19 protein-coding genes and 6 pseudogenes are annotated in these 17,966 nt (G+C 32.4%); 10 read left to right on the top strand and 15 right to left on the bottom strand.

Annotated elements, in window-relative coordinates:
- The gene (locus MHH59_RS29255; RefSeq protein WP_113937264.1) at nucleotides 1–402 is read right to left on the bottom strand and encodes a BlaI/MecI/CopY family transcriptional regulator; all 402 of its coding nucleotides are present in this window, start codon (nucleotides 400–402) and stop codon (nucleotides 1–3) included.
- A gap of 261 nt (nucleotides 403–663) precedes the next feature.
- Nucleotides 664–1,020, bottom strand: a complete 357-nt coding sequence (locus MHH59_RS29250) for a carboxymuconolactone decarboxylase family protein (protein ID WP_113937265.1) — start codon at nucleotides 1,018–1,020, stop codon at nucleotides 664–666.
- Between the two features lie 217 nt (nucleotides 1,021–1,237).
- On the opposite strand from MHH59_RS29250, the gene MHH59_RS29245 reads away from it, so the two are divergent.
- From MHH59_RS29245 to MHH59_RS29230, 4 genes are all read left to right on the top strand, one after another.
- Nucleotides 1,238–1,666, top strand: coding sequence for a ferritin-like domain-containing protein (locus MHH59_RS29245; RefSeq protein WP_201055228.1), 429 nt, complete (start codon nucleotides 1,238–1,240; stop codon nucleotides 1,664–1,666).
- Between the two features lie 154 nt (nucleotides 1,667–1,820).
- A complete protein-coding gene (locus tag MHH59_RS29240) occupies nucleotides 1,821–1,994 on the top strand; it encodes a hypothetical protein (RefSeq protein ID WP_001025956.1) in 174 nt (57 codons plus the stop codon).
- A 111-nt stretch (nucleotides 1,995–2,105) separates the two neighbouring features.
- Nucleotides 2,106–2,309 carry a homing endonuclease associated repeat-containing protein gene (locus MHH59_RS29235; protein ID WP_113937267.1) on the top strand — a complete coding sequence of 68 codons (204 nt, stop codon included), beginning with the start codon at nucleotides 2,106–2,108 and terminating at the stop codon, nucleotides 2,307–2,309.
- Between the two features lie 544 nt (nucleotides 2,310–2,853).
- Complete coding sequence (locus MHH59_RS29230) at nucleotides 2,854–3,192, top strand: DUF378 domain-containing protein (RefSeq protein ID WP_113937268.1); 339 nt, start codon at nucleotides 2,854–2,856, stop codon at nucleotides 3,190–3,192.
- 122 nt (nucleotides 3,193–3,314) lie between these two features.
- Here the strand turns inward: MHH59_RS29230 and MHH59_RS29225 are convergent.
- From MHH59_RS29225 to MHH59_RS29210, 4 genes and pseudogenes are all read right to left on the bottom strand, one after another.
- Nucleotides 3,315–3,437, bottom strand: a pseudogene (locus tag MHH59_RS29225) (recombinase family protein); the annotation flags it as partial.
- Nucleotides 3,438–3,452: 15 nt separating this feature from the next.
- On the bottom strand, nucleotides 3,453–3,905 hold the full coding sequence (locus MHH59_RS29220) for a hypothetical protein (protein ID WP_113937269.1): 453 nt from the start codon (nucleotides 3,903–3,905) through the stop codon (nucleotides 3,453–3,455).
- A 524-nt stretch (nucleotides 3,906–4,429) separates the two neighbouring features.
- Complete coding sequence (locus tag MHH59_RS29215; protein ID WP_113937270.1) at nucleotides 4,430–5,320, bottom strand: Rpn family recombination-promoting nuclease/putative transposase; 891 nt, start codon at nucleotides 5,318–5,320, stop codon at nucleotides 4,430–4,432.
- Nucleotides 5,321–5,404: 84 nt separating this feature from the next.
- Nucleotides 5,405–5,962, bottom strand: a pseudogene (locus tag MHH59_RS29210) (recombinase family protein); the annotation flags it as partial.
- Nucleotides 5,963–6,165: 203 nt separating this feature from the next.
- Here MHH59_RS29210 and MHH59_RS29205 point away from each other — a divergent pair.
- From MHH59_RS29205 to MHH59_RS29195, 3 genes and pseudogenes are all read left to right on the top strand, one after another.
- Nucleotides 6,166–6,541, top strand: a pseudogene (locus tag MHH59_RS29205) (hypothetical protein).
- Nucleotides 6,542–7,002: 461 nt separating this feature from the next.
- Nucleotides 7,003–7,198, top strand: a pseudogene (locus MHH59_RS29200) (IS3 family transposase); the annotation flags it as partial.
- 62 nt (nucleotides 7,199–7,260) lie between these two features.
- A complete protein-coding gene (locus tag MHH59_RS29195) occupies nucleotides 7,261–7,491 on the top strand; it encodes a transposase (RefSeq protein ID WP_201055225.1) in 231 nt (76 codons plus the stop codon).
- 252 nt (nucleotides 7,492–7,743) lie between these two features.
- On the opposite strand, the gene MHH59_RS29190 is transcribed toward MHH59_RS29195, so the two are convergent.
- Entirely contained in the window at nucleotides 7,744–8,574 is an 831-nt protein-coding gene (locus MHH59_RS29190; protein WP_002144230.1) for an ABC transporter permease, read from the bottom strand.
- Nucleotides 8,567–9,772, bottom strand: a complete 1,206-nt coding sequence (locus MHH59_RS29185) for a quaternary amine ABC transporter ATP-binding protein (protein WP_113937273.1) — start codon at nucleotides 9,770–9,772, stop codon at nucleotides 8,567–8,569. The genes MHH59_RS29190 and MHH59_RS29185 overlap by 8 nt, the downstream gene beginning before the upstream one ends.
- 247 nt (nucleotides 9,773–10,019) lie before the next feature.
- On the opposite strand from MHH59_RS29185, the gene MHH59_RS29180 reads away from it, so the two are divergent.
- Entirely contained in the window at nucleotides 10,020–10,877 is an 858-nt protein-coding gene (locus MHH59_RS29180) for a glycine betaine ABC transporter substrate-binding protein (protein ID WP_002187328.1), read from the top strand.
- Nucleotides 10,878–10,977: 100 nt separating this feature from the next.
- Nucleotides 10,978–11,673 (top strand): IS6 family transposase, encoded by a 696-nt coding sequence (locus MHH59_RS29175; RefSeq protein ID WP_113937274.1) that lies wholly within the window; start codon nucleotides 10,978–10,980, stop codon nucleotides 11,671–11,673.
- Nucleotides 11,674–13,074: 1,401 nt separating this feature from the next.
- Here the strand turns inward: MHH59_RS29175 and MHH59_RS29170 are convergent.
- Nucleotides 13,075–13,305 (bottom strand): hypothetical protein, encoded by a 231-nt coding sequence (locus tag MHH59_RS29170; RefSeq protein ID WP_235661810.1) that lies wholly within the window; start codon nucleotides 13,303–13,305, stop codon nucleotides 13,075–13,077.
- Between the two features lie 135 nt (nucleotides 13,306–13,440).
- A complete protein-coding gene (locus MHH59_RS29165; protein WP_158080635.1) occupies nucleotides 13,441–13,608 on the bottom strand; it encodes a hypothetical protein in 168 nt (55 codons plus the stop codon).
- 816 nt (nucleotides 13,609–14,424) lie between these two features.
- Between MHH59_RS29165 and MHH59_RS29160 the strand changes: the two genes are divergently transcribed.
- On the top strand, nucleotides 14,425–14,619 hold the full coding sequence (locus MHH59_RS29160) for a hypothetical protein (RefSeq protein WP_016096711.1): 195 nt from the start codon (nucleotides 14,425–14,427) through the stop codon (nucleotides 14,617–14,619).
- A gap of 143 nt (nucleotides 14,620–14,762) precedes the next feature.
- Here MHH59_RS29160 and MHH59_RS29155 read toward each other — a convergent pair.
- The 5 genes and pseudogenes from MHH59_RS29155 to MHH59_RS29135 all read right to left on the bottom strand — a co-directional run.
- Nucleotides 14,763–14,984: pseudogene (locus MHH59_RS29155) on the bottom strand (recombinase family protein); the annotation flags it as partial.
- A 326-nt stretch (nucleotides 14,985–15,310) separates the two neighbouring features.
- Nucleotides 15,311–15,505 carry a hypothetical protein gene (locus MHH59_RS29150; protein ID WP_071748230.1) on the bottom strand — a complete coding sequence of 65 codons (195 nt, stop codon included), beginning with the start codon at nucleotides 15,503–15,505 and terminating at the stop codon, nucleotides 15,311–15,313.
- A gap of 214 nt (nucleotides 15,506–15,719) precedes the next feature.
- Nucleotides 15,720–15,993, bottom strand: a pseudogene (locus MHH59_RS29145) (hypothetical protein).
- A 371-nt stretch (nucleotides 15,994–16,364) separates the two neighbouring features.
- Nucleotides 16,365–16,643 carry a hypothetical protein gene (locus MHH59_RS29140; protein ID WP_033729712.1) on the bottom strand — a complete coding sequence of 93 codons (279 nt, stop codon included), beginning with the start codon at nucleotides 16,641–16,643 and terminating at the stop codon, nucleotides 16,365–16,367.
- An 887-nt stretch (nucleotides 16,644–17,530) separates the two neighbouring features.
- The gene (locus MHH59_RS29135) at nucleotides 17,531–17,902 is read right to left on the bottom strand and encodes an ArpU family phage packaging/lysis transcriptional regulator (protein ID WP_078179034.1); all 372 of its coding nucleotides are present in this window, start codon (nucleotides 17,900–17,902) and stop codon (nucleotides 17,531–17,533) included.
- Between the last annotated feature and the right edge of the window lie 64 nt (nucleotides 17,903–17,966).

The following is a 17,966-nucleotide window of genomic DNA, read 5'->3' as shown; positions in this document are numbered from 1 at the left end:
TTATTTATCCTTCCTTTTATTAACTTCGCTTCTTTCATCCAAAATTTGTTTCAACTCCTGAATATCTTCAGAAGAGAGCTTATCTTCTTTTATAAAATTCACAAGTAAAGGCTTCAAAGCAACCCCATAAAACCGCTTTAGAAATGACTTTGTTTCCTCTTGTAAATAAGCATCTTGTGAAATTAAAGTTGTGTATGTATACATTCTTTTATTCTCTTGATTACAAGAAAGCGCATTTTTTTTTACTAATCTATTCATTAATGTTCGAATTGTTTTAGGACTCCAATCATTTTGTTCTTTAAGATGCTCCACCACCTCTTTTGCACTTAGTGGTGTTATTTGGGTCCAAAATACTTTCATGACTTCTAGTTCTGCCTCTGAAATTCTAGGTAACTTTTTCATAGATATATATCCCCTTTCTGACTACACGTGTAATCCATATGAATAAAGTATTACATATGTAATACTTATAAATCAACCTCTTAATTAAAAAGGATTAATTTAACAAAATGTAGATTATAAAAATCACCTTGTAAAAGGGGGCCCGCCACTCATCCATCAACTTAAGGATTGAGACTATTTTTGAAGTTAAAAGCACGTTACTATTCTCTTATGTTAATAAGAGAATAGTAACAAATTCCTCAATCCATGATGATACTCCTATTACTGCAGTAACTCTTGCATACATTCTTGTACAAGAGTTACTGCCTGACTCATAGTGCCACCACCACCAAATGCAGCTGTCACTCCCACCGCCTCAAAGATCTCCTGTTCTGAAGCTCCTTGATCTAGACATCCTTTAATGTGATAAATGATACAATATTCATCCTGAGAATAAAGGCTAATACCTAGAGCAATTAACTGTTTTTGTTTTTTGGATAAGGTGCCTTCTTTAAAGCATTCCTCTGTAAAGGAATTAAATTGTTCAGCTAGTTTAGGCATCTTCTCAGTAAATAAACCCAGACCATATTTATAATGAAGAAGTGAAGATTCAGTAGAATTTCTACCTTCAAATTCCATATTTAATCCAACTCCATTTCTCATATTTTTTAAACAAAAGTTAGTATGAACCTAATGGGAAGTGATTAAACATAAATGATATTTATTTCAAAGTGAGTGAAAGAGGAGAAAGGATTTAGAGGCACGATATAACAAAAAATTAACTAATAGTATTGTACACACGTATGGATAATCGATCGACTTCTGTAAAAGGATAACGTAAAAAGGAAGTGATGATATGGAAAAACAGAGTGTAGTCAATACATTAAATGCCTTTCTAAAAGGGCAGTACATGGGTATTCATGCCTATGAGCATTATATAGAGAAGCTAAAAGATCCAGAAATAAAAAAGGAATTTCAAAAAATACAACAAGATCACAAACAACATGCCTTAAAAGTAGCAGAAAGAATACAAAATCTTGGAGGAGTTCCGGTTGATAATGAAGGAATAGTTGGCTCTCTTCAAGGTTTGATAAGTCAATTTACAGTACCAGATACAACAGAAGGAACTGTAAGTAGCGCGTTAAAGGGCGAAGGTTATTATGGTGTTCAAATATCAGAAGAAATTGTACAAGGTGATTTAGATCCAGAAAGTCATATGTTAATACATGATATTTTAGATAAAGATAGGGAACATGTAAATGTATTAAAACAACTTATGCATTAACATTTTTAGTTACGCTGTATCATAATTAAAAGAAGATATTTAAAATAACTCCACATATTTTCACAAGACAGGAAAATACTAATACTTGTTTTAGTACTTTAATTCCAAAGTATTAAAGCAGTATTACTAACTGCGATACTAGGAGGACGTTACTATGAATATTCGTGAAGGATTAATTCCGACTACATTAGGTACAGCAGTTACAGCTGCGGGCTATGCTTTGAAGCAAACTCGTGGATCCAATAAGATGATTGCAAATACAGTATTTGGATTTGGTTTAGCTCACGTTGTTTTAGGTGTAATTGATCTTGTGGAACATCGTCGTTAGAAGAAAGGGCAAGCACATTTTGATGCTTGCCTTTTTAATATCTTCAGTATGTATTATTTTTTTGATTTATTAAAGTAATTCATAAATGAAGAACTATGAAAAGGCGGTTACATGCTCAATATGTATACAAGAAGGATTTTGTTATCCAGGCTAAAGGAATGGGCTCATGCCTATCAAAAATTACCGACTGCCAAAGAAATATTAAAAGATCCTAATATGCCTGCCTTATCCACATATGTAAGGTATTTTGGCAGTTGGAATGAGTCCCTAAGGCAAGCTGGTTTCCAACCAAGAAAAAAGGCAGATAAAATATAAAAAATAAACAAAGCAGTCAGTTCAATAAACTGTCTGCTTTGTCCACTTGTTATGAAACGTTAGCCATTTATATGAGCTTTTTAACGGCTCATATGTAGTATGAACGTACTGCTGTATATTATGCAAAATAGAAGAAGCAAGCCGTTTTAGGAAAGGTTAATTTCTATAATATAAAGAAGCCCTTGTAGAAATAAAAATAATAAATTCAGTATGTATTAGATATTTTGTGTATGAAACCATTGTTAATTTCTAATGATAAGATTGAATCCTAGCAACTAACATGATAGCTAATATGATGCAAAAAGTACCCATATTAAGTATTACAGTACAGATAACCGTAATATCATCCAGTCTTATGGCAGTACTAAACAATAAAAACATTAAAATATTTGTCAAAGTTTATATTATGGCATTTGAATGTAATTATGTTGAATTATGGGCTATCACTTTAAATGAAGATGAAAGCTAACGATTCAAGCAGGAATAATACATAGTATTCCTGTACATAGTTTTAAAAGTTGAGACAGAAGGAGGTGTTATATCCATGAGAACTATACAGCGAATTGCCTTAGCTTTAGTTATTATTGGTGCTATTAATTGGGGGCTAATTGGTTTCTTTAAGTTTGATTTAGTAGGAACAATATTTGGTGGACAGAATGCCTTTTTAGCAAGAGTAATCTTTGCTCTTGTTGGACTAAGTGGATTAATGTGCTTAACACAGTTGTTTCAACCGATGAAAGATGCGAATCAAGAGATGAATCGTAAAGAATATGGAAAACCTAATTATAGTACTGAATTTGGTGAGGAAACACATATAACAAATTTAAACAGAACTTCTACGGACGTTTATAAGAATAACCATAATACATTAGATGAAGATTAATACAATAAAAAAGCCAAAGCCATGTATACCACATGGCTTTGACTTTTTTATTTTGGATAATTCATGGGAGTACCTGCTTACTTACTAATAGGAGTAAAGTAGCAATTCTTATAAGATAGATGTTACGTTGCTTCTCTATGTTCTTTCATTATTTTATAAAGTGTGTTTTTCTTTAGTTCTAACTTTTCCATAAAGATAACAGCTGTTATTTCTCCACTCTTCCAATTCGAATGAGTTTCTTCTAAAAATATAGCTGCATTTTATTCTGGTAAGTAATCTAGTAATTTAATTAAATCTTTTACGAATCCAGGGCTAGCTAATTTTAATAAAGCGGGTACTTCTTTAAAATGATTTTTAAGGCCAGCATCGACTTTCTTGGAGTAATCTTTTTCATTTCCTACCAATAAATCGACTATATCAATTTTTAACTGTTTACTTACTTTCCCCCATAAAAATTCAGATTCTTGAAAATGCTTATTTATGAATATTTTAACTTGATTAATAAAAGGGTCATTTTTTTGTTGTACAGCATCTTGTAATTGTCTCATAGACATATCTTCAGCTTTAATTCCTTGGTTTACAGTTACATAATTTGTATTTTCAGCGGCACTTACACTCGTCCCCAAAACACCAAGACCACTAAAACCGATAGCACTCGCTAATGCAATCCCTGTTAATTTTTTTATGTCTAAATTATGATTAAATCGTTTCATATTTTTAATCCCCCTTAAATAATTATGGTACACAAATAATATACAATTATTTGTAGTAGACAAGGGTGTTTTTCATATAATTGCAAATCATTATATTTTTGCGAACGATACGCATTACAATCACATTAGCATCAATACAAAAAAATGTAAATTGATAATATTTATGCAGAAAATTACCAATATTTAATATGAAAACTTTTTACTATAGCTATAGGAGAATATGATTTTATTCTGTTATGAAGTCTTGTTTTATAGCATAAAGAGCAATAATTAGATTAGAAAGTCTACGATGTATTTAAGAATATAACATTTTTACATAGTAAACTTTATGATATATGGTGAACCCTTATATAGGATTTTTAATCAAACTTTTTACCAACGGTACAACTTACTTTTAAAATCACACTAATATAAATTAAAAGCGAACTGTATAAAAAAGGAAAAACATTTTAAGGAGTTGATGTTTAAAGGACTAAATAAAAAACTTTGCGATATTTTTCGCAAAGTTTTTGTAATAATACGTATTACAATAGTAATTTTCGTATTTCTTCTGTACTTAGACCTGTGAATTTTGCAATGTCTTCTAATGGCATACCATTTTTATGCATACCACGAATTAATTGAATTTTCCCTTTCTCAATACCTTTTTCAATGCCTTCCTCTAAGCCCTCTTCTCGAGCATGTGCTAACTTAGCTTGCTCATCTAGAAGTAACTTTTCACGAGCTTCATAAGCTGTTCGGAAAGAAGAGTCATGGCTCATATTTTCCCACTTATTCATCGCTTTTTGTAAAATTGGATCTTGATTCATTGCAATCTCCTCCAATGTTTGAGTTAAATGTTCATCTTCATGTGCTGGTAATAGTAACATCCAGCGAACAAATGCATTTTCCCATGGATTTACTTTTTCTTCACGCCATTGTTTGACCAATTTTGAAATTTCTACAAAATGAATTTCAATATCATCGCTTAGTATCTGTTGCTTTTGGGGATTCCATAATTGTCCTATGGTGTGAAATGAATCATCCTGGGAGAATAATATAAAATCTAATAAGTTAATGGTAATTGTTTTCCGTAGTGAACGATACGGCATCCCTTCTTGCATTTGGGATGTATAGAGTTTACTCCAGTAATATAAAGAGCGTTTGACCATATCATGTGTGTTCCGTAATTGAATCTCGATATTAACTTGTGTTCCGTTATCTAGTGTTGCTAATAAGTCTAATATGGATAACTTATCATCTTCATAAGATTTATGAAGATGTGGATCTTCTAGTTGTAGAGATACAATAGGTACATCTAAAGATTCTTCTAGGATAGCGTTTAGAAATCCAGTTAAAATCTCTTCGTTTCCCTTCGTTCCGAATAACTGTTTAAAAGCGAAATCAATACGTAAATTTACTAATTTTGTGGACATGGGTTTCCTCTCCCTGTCTTTCTATTCTTCTTACTATTTTATAATATAATTCTTTATATAAGCAAATTCATCTTTTTCAGTTTATTTATTTTTTCGTATGTATCGGTAAAGCGTAGCCTGACTAATACCTGTCATGTTTACAATTTCTTGTATGCTATATTCTTTAGAATCATATAACTTTAATGCCCTTTGAATGAAGCTATCCTTAACACGAGGACGTCCACCGACTCTCCCCCTTGCTCTTGCACTTTCAAGTCCCTCTTGTGTACGTTGAGAAATTAAGTCTCTTTCAAACTGGCTGAATGCTTGAAATACTGTTAACATTAATTTTCCTTGAGGTGTATTAGTATCAAATTGCTCTTTGATACTAATTAGCTTAACTCCCTTATTCTCAAAAAAATCAACAAGTTCAATTAAATCTTTGGTACTTCTTCCTAATCTAGAAAAGCTTTCAACAACTAATGTATCACCTGGTCTAATTTTATCTTTTAATCGAGTAAGCTCTGGACGATCACTTTTCGTACCTGTTACTTTTTCAGTTAAAATTTCAGTACAGTTATAATTTTGAAGCATGTCTAGTTGACGAATCAAATCTTGTTGTTGAGTACTTACCCTTGCGTAGCCATAAATGTATGAATTCATGAAATCACCTAACCTTTACAAGATAATTTTATCATAAAGGGGAGTTAAAGTTAATATGATTTTGACAATAGTTTTGATAACGTAGTTAAGCGATTTGCAAAGATTAAATTTTGTTCATTTCACAATTATCAAAAACCATTGTTTTTGAAACACCTATAAATAATAAATCTAATAATTATGTACTTTGTAATAGGTAAGAGTTTATGATAAAAATAGGGAATATCCCCAAAAAACACACGAGGGGCGTTGATTAAGATTTTTTTTAAAGACTTTAACTACAAAAATGAAGGTGATTATTTATATCCAGTTGAGTATTATCAATTTCGCCAAGCAAGCACACATAATACATTCAAAGTTGAACTATTATGTTTTGATGATCGTTATGATTTCCATTTAACAATTGATAATGAAGCTATCCCTTCAAAGTATAGACTTGTAACAAGCATCTCCTTTGAAATTTATGAAGAATTTGGATTTGAGCCTTATGATTTTAGTTCTAAACACGCTACTCTACAAAGGGCAATTGATATGGCAAGTGCAATTGCAAAGAAATATTGTGAAAATTCAATTAATCAATAATAAGTAAAGACCGGGATATTATATCCGGTCTTTTTTGTATTTGCTGTATGTTAAGGTGATTTTTCTGTTAAATTATCACAATTATTAATGCGTCTTTTAAATTTGAGGTTAAGGACTCAAATTTAAAAGAAAAAGAGAACCCAAATGGATTCTCTTTTCTTGGCATATTTACAACATGGAGAATACTGAGACAACTCTTTCAAAACTTTATTAGGGGAAAGTTTTAAAAAATGCTCTTATAACAATACTTACATAAATGTAATATATAGTAAATTGATACAATCAAGACTGACTATTCTTAATTTTTAAAAAACTAAACCCTCGCCATACTAATGTGGTTAGATATCCAGTACTTCATGAAACATTAATAGAAATTGAAATTACTCTTCTTCTATCTCGTATTCATTAAGATATTAATAATTGGATGTATCTGTTCATGAATATGGTAATCTGATTAAGATTCTCACTACACAAGTCCTACCCACCATAAATTAGTGAAAAAGAGGAAACTGTTGGGATAAATCACCACAAGAATCGTTTTTGGACTATCTGAAAGATAAAGCATATATAAAACCTTACGAGTGTTTTACTGAGTTGAAACAAGAGATAAAGAAATATATGACATACCTTAATCATTATAGATATCACTGGAATTAAAAAGGATTGGAGATGCTACAATAAATTGCACACTAAGTTAAAAGAAAAAGGTGATTCAGTTTATGAGTAGAAAAGTCTATAATCGTCAATTTAAATTGGCTGCAGTCCAATTACTATTGGAAGAGAATATGTTTGTGAAAGAGGTTTCAAAAGAATTATCTATCCATTCGAATGCTCTTTATCATTGGATAAGTGAATATGGAGAAAGTGCGTTACCATTGGGAATTTGTTTTACCCACATTTTCAATAGAGTAGCAATTGGCATTCGTAGTTCTTTAGCAATCGCATCATAGCTCCGTCCATCATTTTTATACAAATGTACAGCTTTCAATTTAAATGTCTCTGCATATTTTTGAAATGTTGTTCTTTTTTTGCCATTAAAATATCCCTTCAAGTATAGTGTAACATTCCACATTAAGAATGTAGTCTTTTTACACTATCTACTTAAAAGGGATAATACCAACTAATATTACCTTACTTGCACCAGCTTTAAGCAATAAATTTCTCGCGGTTTCAAATGATAACTTTTAGTATGTACATTATAATTATTTTTTATGAAAACCTTGTGTAATTCGATCTAATATAATTGCAATTACTACAATAGCAAGGCCTGCTTCAAAGCCCATACCTATATTAACTTGTGTAACCGACCGATAAACGTCTACGCCAAGACCTGGTGCACCGACAAGAGATGCAGTGACAACCATTGATAGAGAAAGCATAATACTCTGATTTACACCAGCCATGATTGTTCCAGTTGCAAGTGGAAGCTGTACTTTGAATAGTTTCTGTGACGATGTTGAACCAAAGGCATTAGCTGCTTCAATTAAATCTTCTGGTACTTGCCTAATCCCTAACTCAGTAAAGCGAATAGTAGGTGGCATTGCAAAAATAACAGATGCAATAATACCTGGTACTACTCCAACACCAAAGAATGTAATTGCCGGAATAAGATAAACAAATGCAGGCATTGTTTGCATAAAATCAAGAGTTGGTTTTAAAAATTTGGAAAACCTTTCGTTCTGAGATGCCAAAATCCCAATTGGTATACCTATAATGATAGAGATAATAACAGACGTCAAGACAAGCGCTAGTGTTTGCATGGTCTGTTCCCAATAGTTAACGTTAAGGATAAACAGAAATCCAATTAAAGAAAATACTATAAGTGAAATTTTACGGGAGGTGTACCAAACTAATAGGCATGTGATTGTAATAAAAATAATGGCTGGGATAAATATTAATAGATTTGTTAATAAATCAACAAATCCTCCGATAATAAAAGAAAATCCTTTGAAAAACCCTTCGAAATGCTGATACAAACTTGTAACAAGTGTATCAACCCATTCTCCTAAAGGAATACGTGGAATACTATTCATTATCATTCACCTCTTCCTCTACATTTCCTGCTAAAGCTTGAATAATACTTTCACGCTTTATTATCCCTCGTAATCTATGTTTATCATCTAGAACAGGAAGAGGTAACTTTGCCTTAACCATTTTTATATACATTTCTTCTAATAGAGTATCTAAATAAACAGGAGGAATGTCTGTTACTAATAAATCCGCTATCGGAACCTGTCTTTTAACAGCTTTACTAGCATTATCAGCAGTTAAGACACCTAAAAACTCATGTTTCTTATTCACTACATATACGCTAGAAACACTAGCATTTTTCATGATTTGGAGTGCAACACGTGGACCGCGATCAATTAATAAGGTTTCCGGTCTTTTCATAATGGATTCAGAGGTTAAAACTTTTCCTAAATTTACATCAGCAACAAATTGCTCTACAAATTCATTTGCAGGGCTCACCATAATTTCTTCTGGTGTTCCAATTTGAACAATTTCTCCGTCTTTCATTAAAGCAATACGATCACCAATTCGGAGTGCTTCATCTAGATCGTGTGTAATAAAAATAATCGTTTTTTTCATTTTATCTTGCAGTTCTAATAATTCATTTTGCATTTCTTTTCGAATAATCGGATCTAAAGCACTAAATGATTCATCCATCAGTAGGACATCTGGATTATTTGTTAGTGCTCTTGCGATACCAACACGCTGCTGCATACCACCGCTAAGTTGTTCCGGATAACTATCTTTATTGTTTTCTAGACCTACTAATTTTAGAGATTCTAACGCTTTTGTTTCTCGTTCTTCTTTTGATACTTTTTGTATTTCTAAACCATATGCAACATTTTGTAAAACCGTTCGATGAGGGAATAAGGCGAATTTTTGAAATACCATACTCATTTTGTTTCTTCTTACTTTTCGAAGAGATTCTTTTCCCATTGTTGCGATATCTTCACCATCAATATATATATGGCCAGAAGTCGGTTTGATTAACTGATTTAACATACGAACAAGTGTAGATTTCCCACTACCGGATAATCCCATAATGACAAATATTTCACCAGCATAAACATCGAATTTTGCCTGGTTCACGCCAATATTCATACCAGTTTCTTTTAATATAGCAGCTTTGCTTTTTCCCTCTTTTAGTAAAGCGATTCCTTTAGAAGGATTCTTTCCAAATACTTTCGTAACGTTTTCAACACGTAATTTCGTTTCTTTCATTCTTTCACTCCTTTTCTTTGACTCTAAACAAATACTGTAACTATTTCTAAACCAAATAGTACATTACAATAGTTCATCAAAGACTTTTTTTTATTTTTTTGTTAAGCTATTAATAGTTAGTTTATATTATTCATAGTTATAATTATAAAATATTTATTTATAATTATAAAGTATTTAGCTTTACTGAAATAATTTTCTACGTTAGTTAAAGAAGAAATATCTAATCATAGAGACTAGGAGGAGCTTGATGAAGAAAAAAATATGGCTTCTGTGCATACTATTATTAATTAGCATAATTACTACTTCTTGTAGTGGCGCGAACAGTAATGCAAAGGGAAAAATTAAAATTGGTGTAACGAGTTGGAAAGAAAACATAGCTACCGCAAATATGTGGAAAGTATTACTTGAGGAAAAAGGTTATAAAGTTGAATTGTTATATTTAGAAAAGGCAGCCGTTTGGACCGGGGTAGCACGAGGAGATGTGGACGCCAACTTAGAGGTCTGGCTACCAATTACTGATAAGCCATTATATGAAAAATATAAGGATGATGTTGTAATAAAGTCAGCGTGGTATAAAGGTACTGGTCTTGGTTTAGTTGTTCCTTCATACATGACAGATATCAATAGTATTGAGGATTTGAATGCGAATAAGGATAAATTTAACAATAAAATCATTGGTATTGAACCTGGCAGCAGTTTAATGGGCTTAACAGATAAAGCGATACACAAATATGGGATAGAGCTAAATCTTGTTCAATCTTCAGAAGCCGCTATGATGAGTGAATTAAAAAAAGCATATAATCAAAAGAAACCCATTGCAGTAACATTATGGAATCCACATTGGGCTTTTTCAGAGTTTGATCTTAAATATTTAAAAGATCCTAAAAAGGTGTATGGAGAAAAAGATGATATTTATTACTCTGTTCGTAAAGGATTTGAAAAAGATTATCCAGAGCTTATAAAGTATTTTGATAACTGGAACATGACCGATGAGCAACTCGGAACGTTGATGACCATGATTAATGAATCGAATGACCCTGAACAGGCCGCTGAAAAATGGATAAAAAAGAATAAAAAATTAGTAGATACATGGATGAAAAAGTAACCATTTATGGGGTACGGCAACCATTCCTTCTTTTTGGAGCCACTCGTAAATACAAAGAAAGAGAAGTGATGTTTTCATATAATCATTTCTCTTTCTTTTTATTATATTCAAGTGGAAACATTATCAACCGGATGTTATTTTATTAACCGTGAGATGGTACCTACGGTACAACCTCAGTTTTCGTGATTTAGTCGAAATGATGGAAGAACGCGGGCTATCCCTGGCTCATACAACTATCATGCGATGGGTTCATCAATATGGTCCCGAATTAGATAAGCGAGTACGACGTCATCTTAAGTCAACCAATGATTCTTGGCGAGTCGATGAGACGTATGTGAAAGTCAAAGGTCAATGGATGTACCTATATCGTGCTGTTGATTCAAAAGGATATACAATTGATTTTCATTTAAGTAAAACAAGAGATCATAGGGCTGCAAAGCGTTTTTTCAAGAAAGCTTTGCAGTCTTTTCATGTTTCAAAGCCCCGTGTGATTACAGTGGACAAAAACCCGGCCTTTCCTATAGCGATTGAAGAGTTGAAAACAGAGAAAAAGATGCCTGTGGGCATCCAAATAAGGCAGGTAAAATACCTTAATAACATTGTAGAGCAAGATCATCGTTTTATTAAAAAGAGAGTTCGTTCAATGCTAGGATTGAACTCTTTTCGTACAGCTAAATCTATTCTTTTAGGAATAGAAGCGATGCATATCATTAAAAAAGGCCAACTTATTTTACGGGACAAGTCTGTCCAAAATGAAGTGAAGTTTATTCATCAACTATTCGGAATGGCTGCATAAGAATAGATTCCATTAGGAATCTATATACCTCTTTCAAATAAATACAACCTTTGCACCAGAACCCACTTTTCTATCACTATCCCCTGCTAATATAATAGAAGATTTATTTAAATGATATTATGATGAAGGGATAGCTATTAAGCTATCCCTCCTCTGCGTTTATTATTGTTACTTAATTAGAGAATCCCATTGATATTAGTGACAAAAATGTGATATGATTTGCAATGTTTGCACCTCAAAAGGGAACCCGCTAGTACGTAACTGCCCTCTTTTTATTACTGATTTCTTTTAGAATATTTCAAAGGATTCTATTTCTCTCTCATTTGATTATTCTGACATTTTTTGAACTTCTTGTTTTACCTGTTTTTCTTGTATTGATACCTGATTATTATCAGATGTCATTTTATATCCAAAATAAATTACAAAAAACAACAAAATAATTATCCAAATACATATAAACACTTTATAAGAATTTTTCACTTTATATACCTCAATCACTCTATTTAAATCCATCTCGAGATTAATTTTTTAATGCTGTTTATAATTACCAATCTCTTCATTTATTTCGATACACTCAAATGCAAAAGTAGCTGTGCAGCAATTAGACTGAACCTTAAATATGTACTAAATTATGTGGGGAAGGAAGTACATTTTATATAATCTCATTACCTAAAAACCCCTATATAGTTGGTATTCTTCTTCTTTTAAGACAGAAAGGATTTTTAATATAATGTATGAAGTTCTAACTCAGACTTCTTACTACACACACTCTTACGCACATAGAAATAACGCTTTTAGTATATGATTTGTAACGAAAAATAAATAACAAGAAAACAAAATGAAACAAAAGTCACATAAAGTAATATTTTTGTAACATCAATGTAACATATAATTTTTTAACATACAATAGTTTTTTTACAGTATTTTTTATAAGCATATACTCATTGAACATCTGCCTTCCTTACAATATATCCCCAGATACTTTAAATACCGTTGCTATCCCTTCGATGTATTTTTCAGGCTAGATACAGTTTTTTATTTACTACTATTCTTAAAACTACATTGGTTTGAGAGCTTTCTTTTCAACCTCTCATATTTGCAACATTGTCTTCTTCATATGTCACTTATTACATAATTCCTCTAAAAATATGTGTATCCTATGCTCTCTTATAGTATCTATGCACTACAACTCAATAAATAAGCACACCCTCTTCAATAGTAATCTCAAGATTCGTTCCGCTTTCATTTTCGTGCACTCTACTTTCACACAAAGGAGAATTGACAAATAAATAAGTGCTAATATAAGAAATATATATAATGCCATACTTCATCAATATTGTATGCTTGCTTGTTTCTTTCATCTTTCACAACAAATTCTATATGATAATAGGTGCACTTCTTCTATTCATGAAGTTTTTGATGTACCATTATGACTCTGTCAAAACAGTCACTTCTTTTTTTTATTTTTTCTTTCTCAAATAGTTCTGATTTTCCCATTGATTCTTTTACCATAAATGTATAACCGCCATAAGATTGTTTGGATTGTAGAGGTAAATCTTTATTTTCGATGACGGATTGTATATCAAATCGTTTTACACCAAAAAGTATACCTACTTCTGTTTCATCCATCATAGCTAAACAACACAGTGATACTGTCGCTCGTCTCTTTACTTTGGTTGCACAAGTCATCAGTGTATGAGCTAACTGAGCGGGACTAAGTTTTCTTCCAACTTCTGTACTAATAGGAACTGCACCTATAGCTGTAGTTCACTTACTTCCCTTAAACCGAATAAAAGCAAACGACTCTGTAAATGGATCTAGTCCATATTTTCTGCATACAAAATGATAATATTGCCGCTTTTCTTCCTCTGCTAGCTGTGATAAATCACTATTTATTGCCAATCTACCTAATATAATTTGTATTTCCTCAACCACTGTTGGTCTTTCCTTCGTACTAGGTATAAAAGAGCGTTCTAATATATTCGGAAACGTATTGAGTTCTTGCTTTTGTTTCTTATAATAAGTGACAATTTTTCACTTTGAGCTGACCTTACATAAGGCGTGTCTTACTTGAGACAGAGTAACTTTGACTCCTTTGTTTAAAAGATAACTGTACAGCTTTCGATACCCCATTCACCCTTTTAAAAGTTTAAATTGCATGACAATATAAGCCACTGTCTTTTTACGTCTTTTCTTATTTTCAGTAGGCTTACGATGAATAAAATCTATGTATATATAAAATAACCTTATATTTATTATGAGGAGCATTTATGGTTGCTGTTGCAAAGTTAAAAAAGCATACTCAGATTAATAAATGAATAATATTTCAAGTAATTGTTTTGGTGTATTTCATGCTGAAAAGCAGGAGCTTGATTAAAGATTTCTTCTCTGTTTTTATAGGCTCAAGTGCAAGGAACGGAGAAATTTATCGACATGAGGCATTACAATTGGCAAAAGGAAAATTTGTATGTTATCTGAGTGACGATGATTCATGGTTTCCTGATCACTTACAATACATGGAGCAAGCTTTATCCAAAGCAGATTTTGTACATAGCCGCTATATGGCTATTGTGAATAAGTAACAAATGATGGCCATTCAGGGATCATTGGAGGAACTTGAGACTCGCGATCGTATGTTGAAAGAGTCATATAAATTTTAGTCCTACGATTGCTGGACACCGCATAGATACCTACCATCGTCTTCTTGAAGGATGGAGCCCTGGACCAGAGGATGTGTGGAGTGATCTTAATATGTGGCGAAAATTTCTAAAGCTAGATAATATAACTTTTCATTCAATACCAGCTGTAACTGCTCTTATTCTTCCTTCTCCCTTTAGAACTAACATGACATTACAAGAAAGAGAAGCAGAAACGGCATTTTGGGCAAAACAAATTCGTTGCCAATCTTTTCGTTCTACTATTCAAGATACATTTTTTACACTCTAATTCTAGATGGTCCTGCTGCAAAGATGCCTAAAATGTAGAAAGAATTGGATGAAGGGATTATAAATAAAAAGTCGATTTCCTGTACGTTAAGAAATCGATTTTTTAATGAGTATTTTATGTCTTGATTAGAAACGAGCTTAATTAAATAAGTCCTGTGTACTTCTTGTAATACGTGCTAATTCAGTAACTACAATTACATCACCTTCACGCAGATTCTCTAACATGCGTAATAACTCTGGTCCGTCTGTTGTAGCTCCACTAACTTTTTTTTCAAACACATAATCACATCCATAATCACTCAATTGTTTGAGTTACCTTGCTAAGTTCTGATCTTGTGTTGGTACACGAGCATATCCGAGAATCATTCCGTTTCTCCCCTTTTGTCCGTTTAAGTGTCCGTAAATTAACTATAGCTTAATAACAGCATTTAATTTCCGTACATGTAAACCGAACAAATAGGTTGTTGGAAAATAAGGGTTCTAAATATGTCTAATTTGTGAACAAACATAATTCAAAATAAGTACACCCATATCGGACGTTTTATCCTCTATTTTCGTTCGCTGTGTTCGTTTGTTTTGTTAGACCTTAAACCGAATCGCAACTATATTCTTCATATTTAGTAAGTAGCAATTTAGAAAACCTATAAATAAAAAAAAGAGTGCTGTAAAGAAGCACACTCATTCAAAGGACTTTACCAATCCTTACGCTTATCACAATCACAGTCACGATCATGATTACGTCTGCGACGACATTCATCACAATCACAGTCGCGGTCACGTCTACAACGACGGTCATCACAATCTCTATGTCTGCGTCTGCAAAACATTAAATCATCCCAAAATCTATTACAATCTCTGCAATGTCTGAAATTACAATTACATCCCATAAATATGATTACCTCCTCTTAACTTTAAGATTCATCATATTCTATGCTTAAAAACAAAAGCAGCTTGTTTACTAGTCTACTTTCTGCATTTTAAAGTAATAATATTATTATCTAATCTTTAAGTTTCAAATCTATTTCATCCCTTAATAACAAATAAGACGCTAAACCAATATAACGGCAGCGCCTACGATAATTGCTATTGGTTTAATCATTACTATGGTAGTAATCCTAATTCACGTTGAATCCCAGATAACGTATGTCCATACGCATAACCTACAATACGAATACCTGGAGCGTATCTATGCTCTAAGTCTTCATTGTAAGTTTTCTTGTAATACTCTAATTTTAAAGTAATATTGTGTTTATCATTAATTATTAACTCATCAACTAGGGAATTCGTCCATTTCGATCTGTACAGCTACATAGTTAGCATCTGCATTTGCAGCCTCATTAAAACACTCTTCTAAACCTTCTAATGTTAATTCCATCGTTCATCCTCCTATTTAAATATCCATTTTGTTCAATAAAAAAAGAACACTATAAAGTGCCCTAAGCTTCTGAGTATTAAATATACGACAATGCCCAGCCCGTTCTAATGGCGCAACATAAAAGAGCTTTATAGCGGAATATATATAGCTCTCGGAAAAGGAATAAGTTGGTTGGCATTGACTCGATATTGTATGTTTGGGAATTCCTTATGTGCAATAAAAAAAGAGCCCTATAAGGTGCTCGTCCGATACGATTATAAAGAATGGATACGTCGTGTTCAGTTATTAGTATATGCTTGTCTCATTCAAAGTTTTACTGGTTTAATGTGTAATTTCTATATAACAAAGAAAAAAGCACCCGTTTTGGATGCTTAATGTATACTAATATAAATATTGAATAGCTCTATTGATAGACTTTCTAGAACAATGAATATACTAGCTGAAGCTGATCTATATCCAATATTCTTTCCTGTAACATTAATAGTAATCTCCGCCAAATGGGTTTGCACATCATCTTTTTCAAAAATTTTATCTTCAACCTTTTCAATTATTGCTACATTATCTACTTCTTTAAAAGTTTTCAGCAATTTTGTTTCTAATAAAGTAAAATCAAAATTTTCATCTTTAACTACATCAAATTTAATCTTCATTTTTCTTTCCCCATTTTTAACCAGTCAATACATTAACATCAGTATAATTATATATACTTTTATTAGATAATTCAAAAGTTATGTTTTATAAAACTCCCCATAGTTCACATATTTAATAGAGAGAAATTAAAAAAAATGGCAAAAGTTCCTCTTCCAAGGTCAAGATAACTGTCAACCTTCTCCAAGCCACCGCAACACTATATAACATCTACATGCTTTACATTTGGTTAGTTCGGTGACTGGGAGAAGACTAAGAATCTTCTCGTTTATACTCCGTGGAGTCGGCTCAATACTTCGGCTACTTAATGTCATTTTCACCAATTTCGTTTACACAACGCTTAAAGGATTAATATCAAGACGTGTATATTTATTCCGACGCCTTGTTTGAACCAATACACTAGAGGGACGGAGGGGAATATACCGCTGTATTGGCTCAAACAAAGAGCGAAAGCTCTCTGCTCGTTTAATCGTTTAAGAAGAACAACCTGACTTATACTAGTTACTGTCGTGAGCAATTACCAATATAATTGAGTTATTTCTTTTTGCTAGGAGACGCGGTCCATTCAATCGAACAGACCAACATCCCCACTTGTAAAACAATCCAGTTTTAACATAGAAATCAAGAATTCACATGACAGGTGTGATTTTACTACCTATGAGTTTACAAACGAAAGGCGGTACGTTTATACACTCAATGAGAAGTAAAATATAAATAATTTCGGGAAGCTCTTATCCCCTCTAGCCTCCGCGTCACCGAGTAACGTTATTATAATGGGAACGCTATCCCCAAAACGTATTCTCTTTTCAAAGAACTGTTTATAGGAATAGCTTATAATTTTCACGGTTTTATTTAGTCCCCCAAAAAGTTCGCATTTTGTTCGCTATTTTTAGATTATCCCTAATGCCGTAGCAATCAATTTAACCGCACTTTGCTTCTTCTCATAGAAATATGTCTTCTTGAGTAGTAGATTATGATAAACATCCGAGTCTTTTACCCTTTCGTTTGTCAGAAACTTCCGCTCTACAATATTACGCTCATCTTCATCTAATAAATTGTTAAGTGCCTTTTCAACCTGCTGCACCTTCCATTTACTCGTGTTCCTTGAATCACGTATTTCCGGAAACAAGCTGATTCCTTCTTGCTCCACTTCATTACTAAATCGCATCTTGAGTGCCCTGTATTCCTTTAAAATGCTCACTACTTCCTTCTGTACTTTCTTATCATCGATATCCGGTAACAAAGATAATTGTCTCTCCAAGTTGGAATCCCCCTATTTCAAATTTAGGTTTTTACATTCACGTCAGGTACGTGAAATTTTACTA

This window comes from Bacillus sp. FSL E2-0195 (assembly GCF_038003645.1).
GTDB lineage: Bacteria > Bacillota > Bacilli > Bacillales > Bacillaceae_G > Bacillus_A > Bacillus_A mycoides.
The sequence above is the reverse complement of the archived record's forward strand: the minus strand, read 5'-3'. Positions and strand labels throughout refer to the sequence as shown.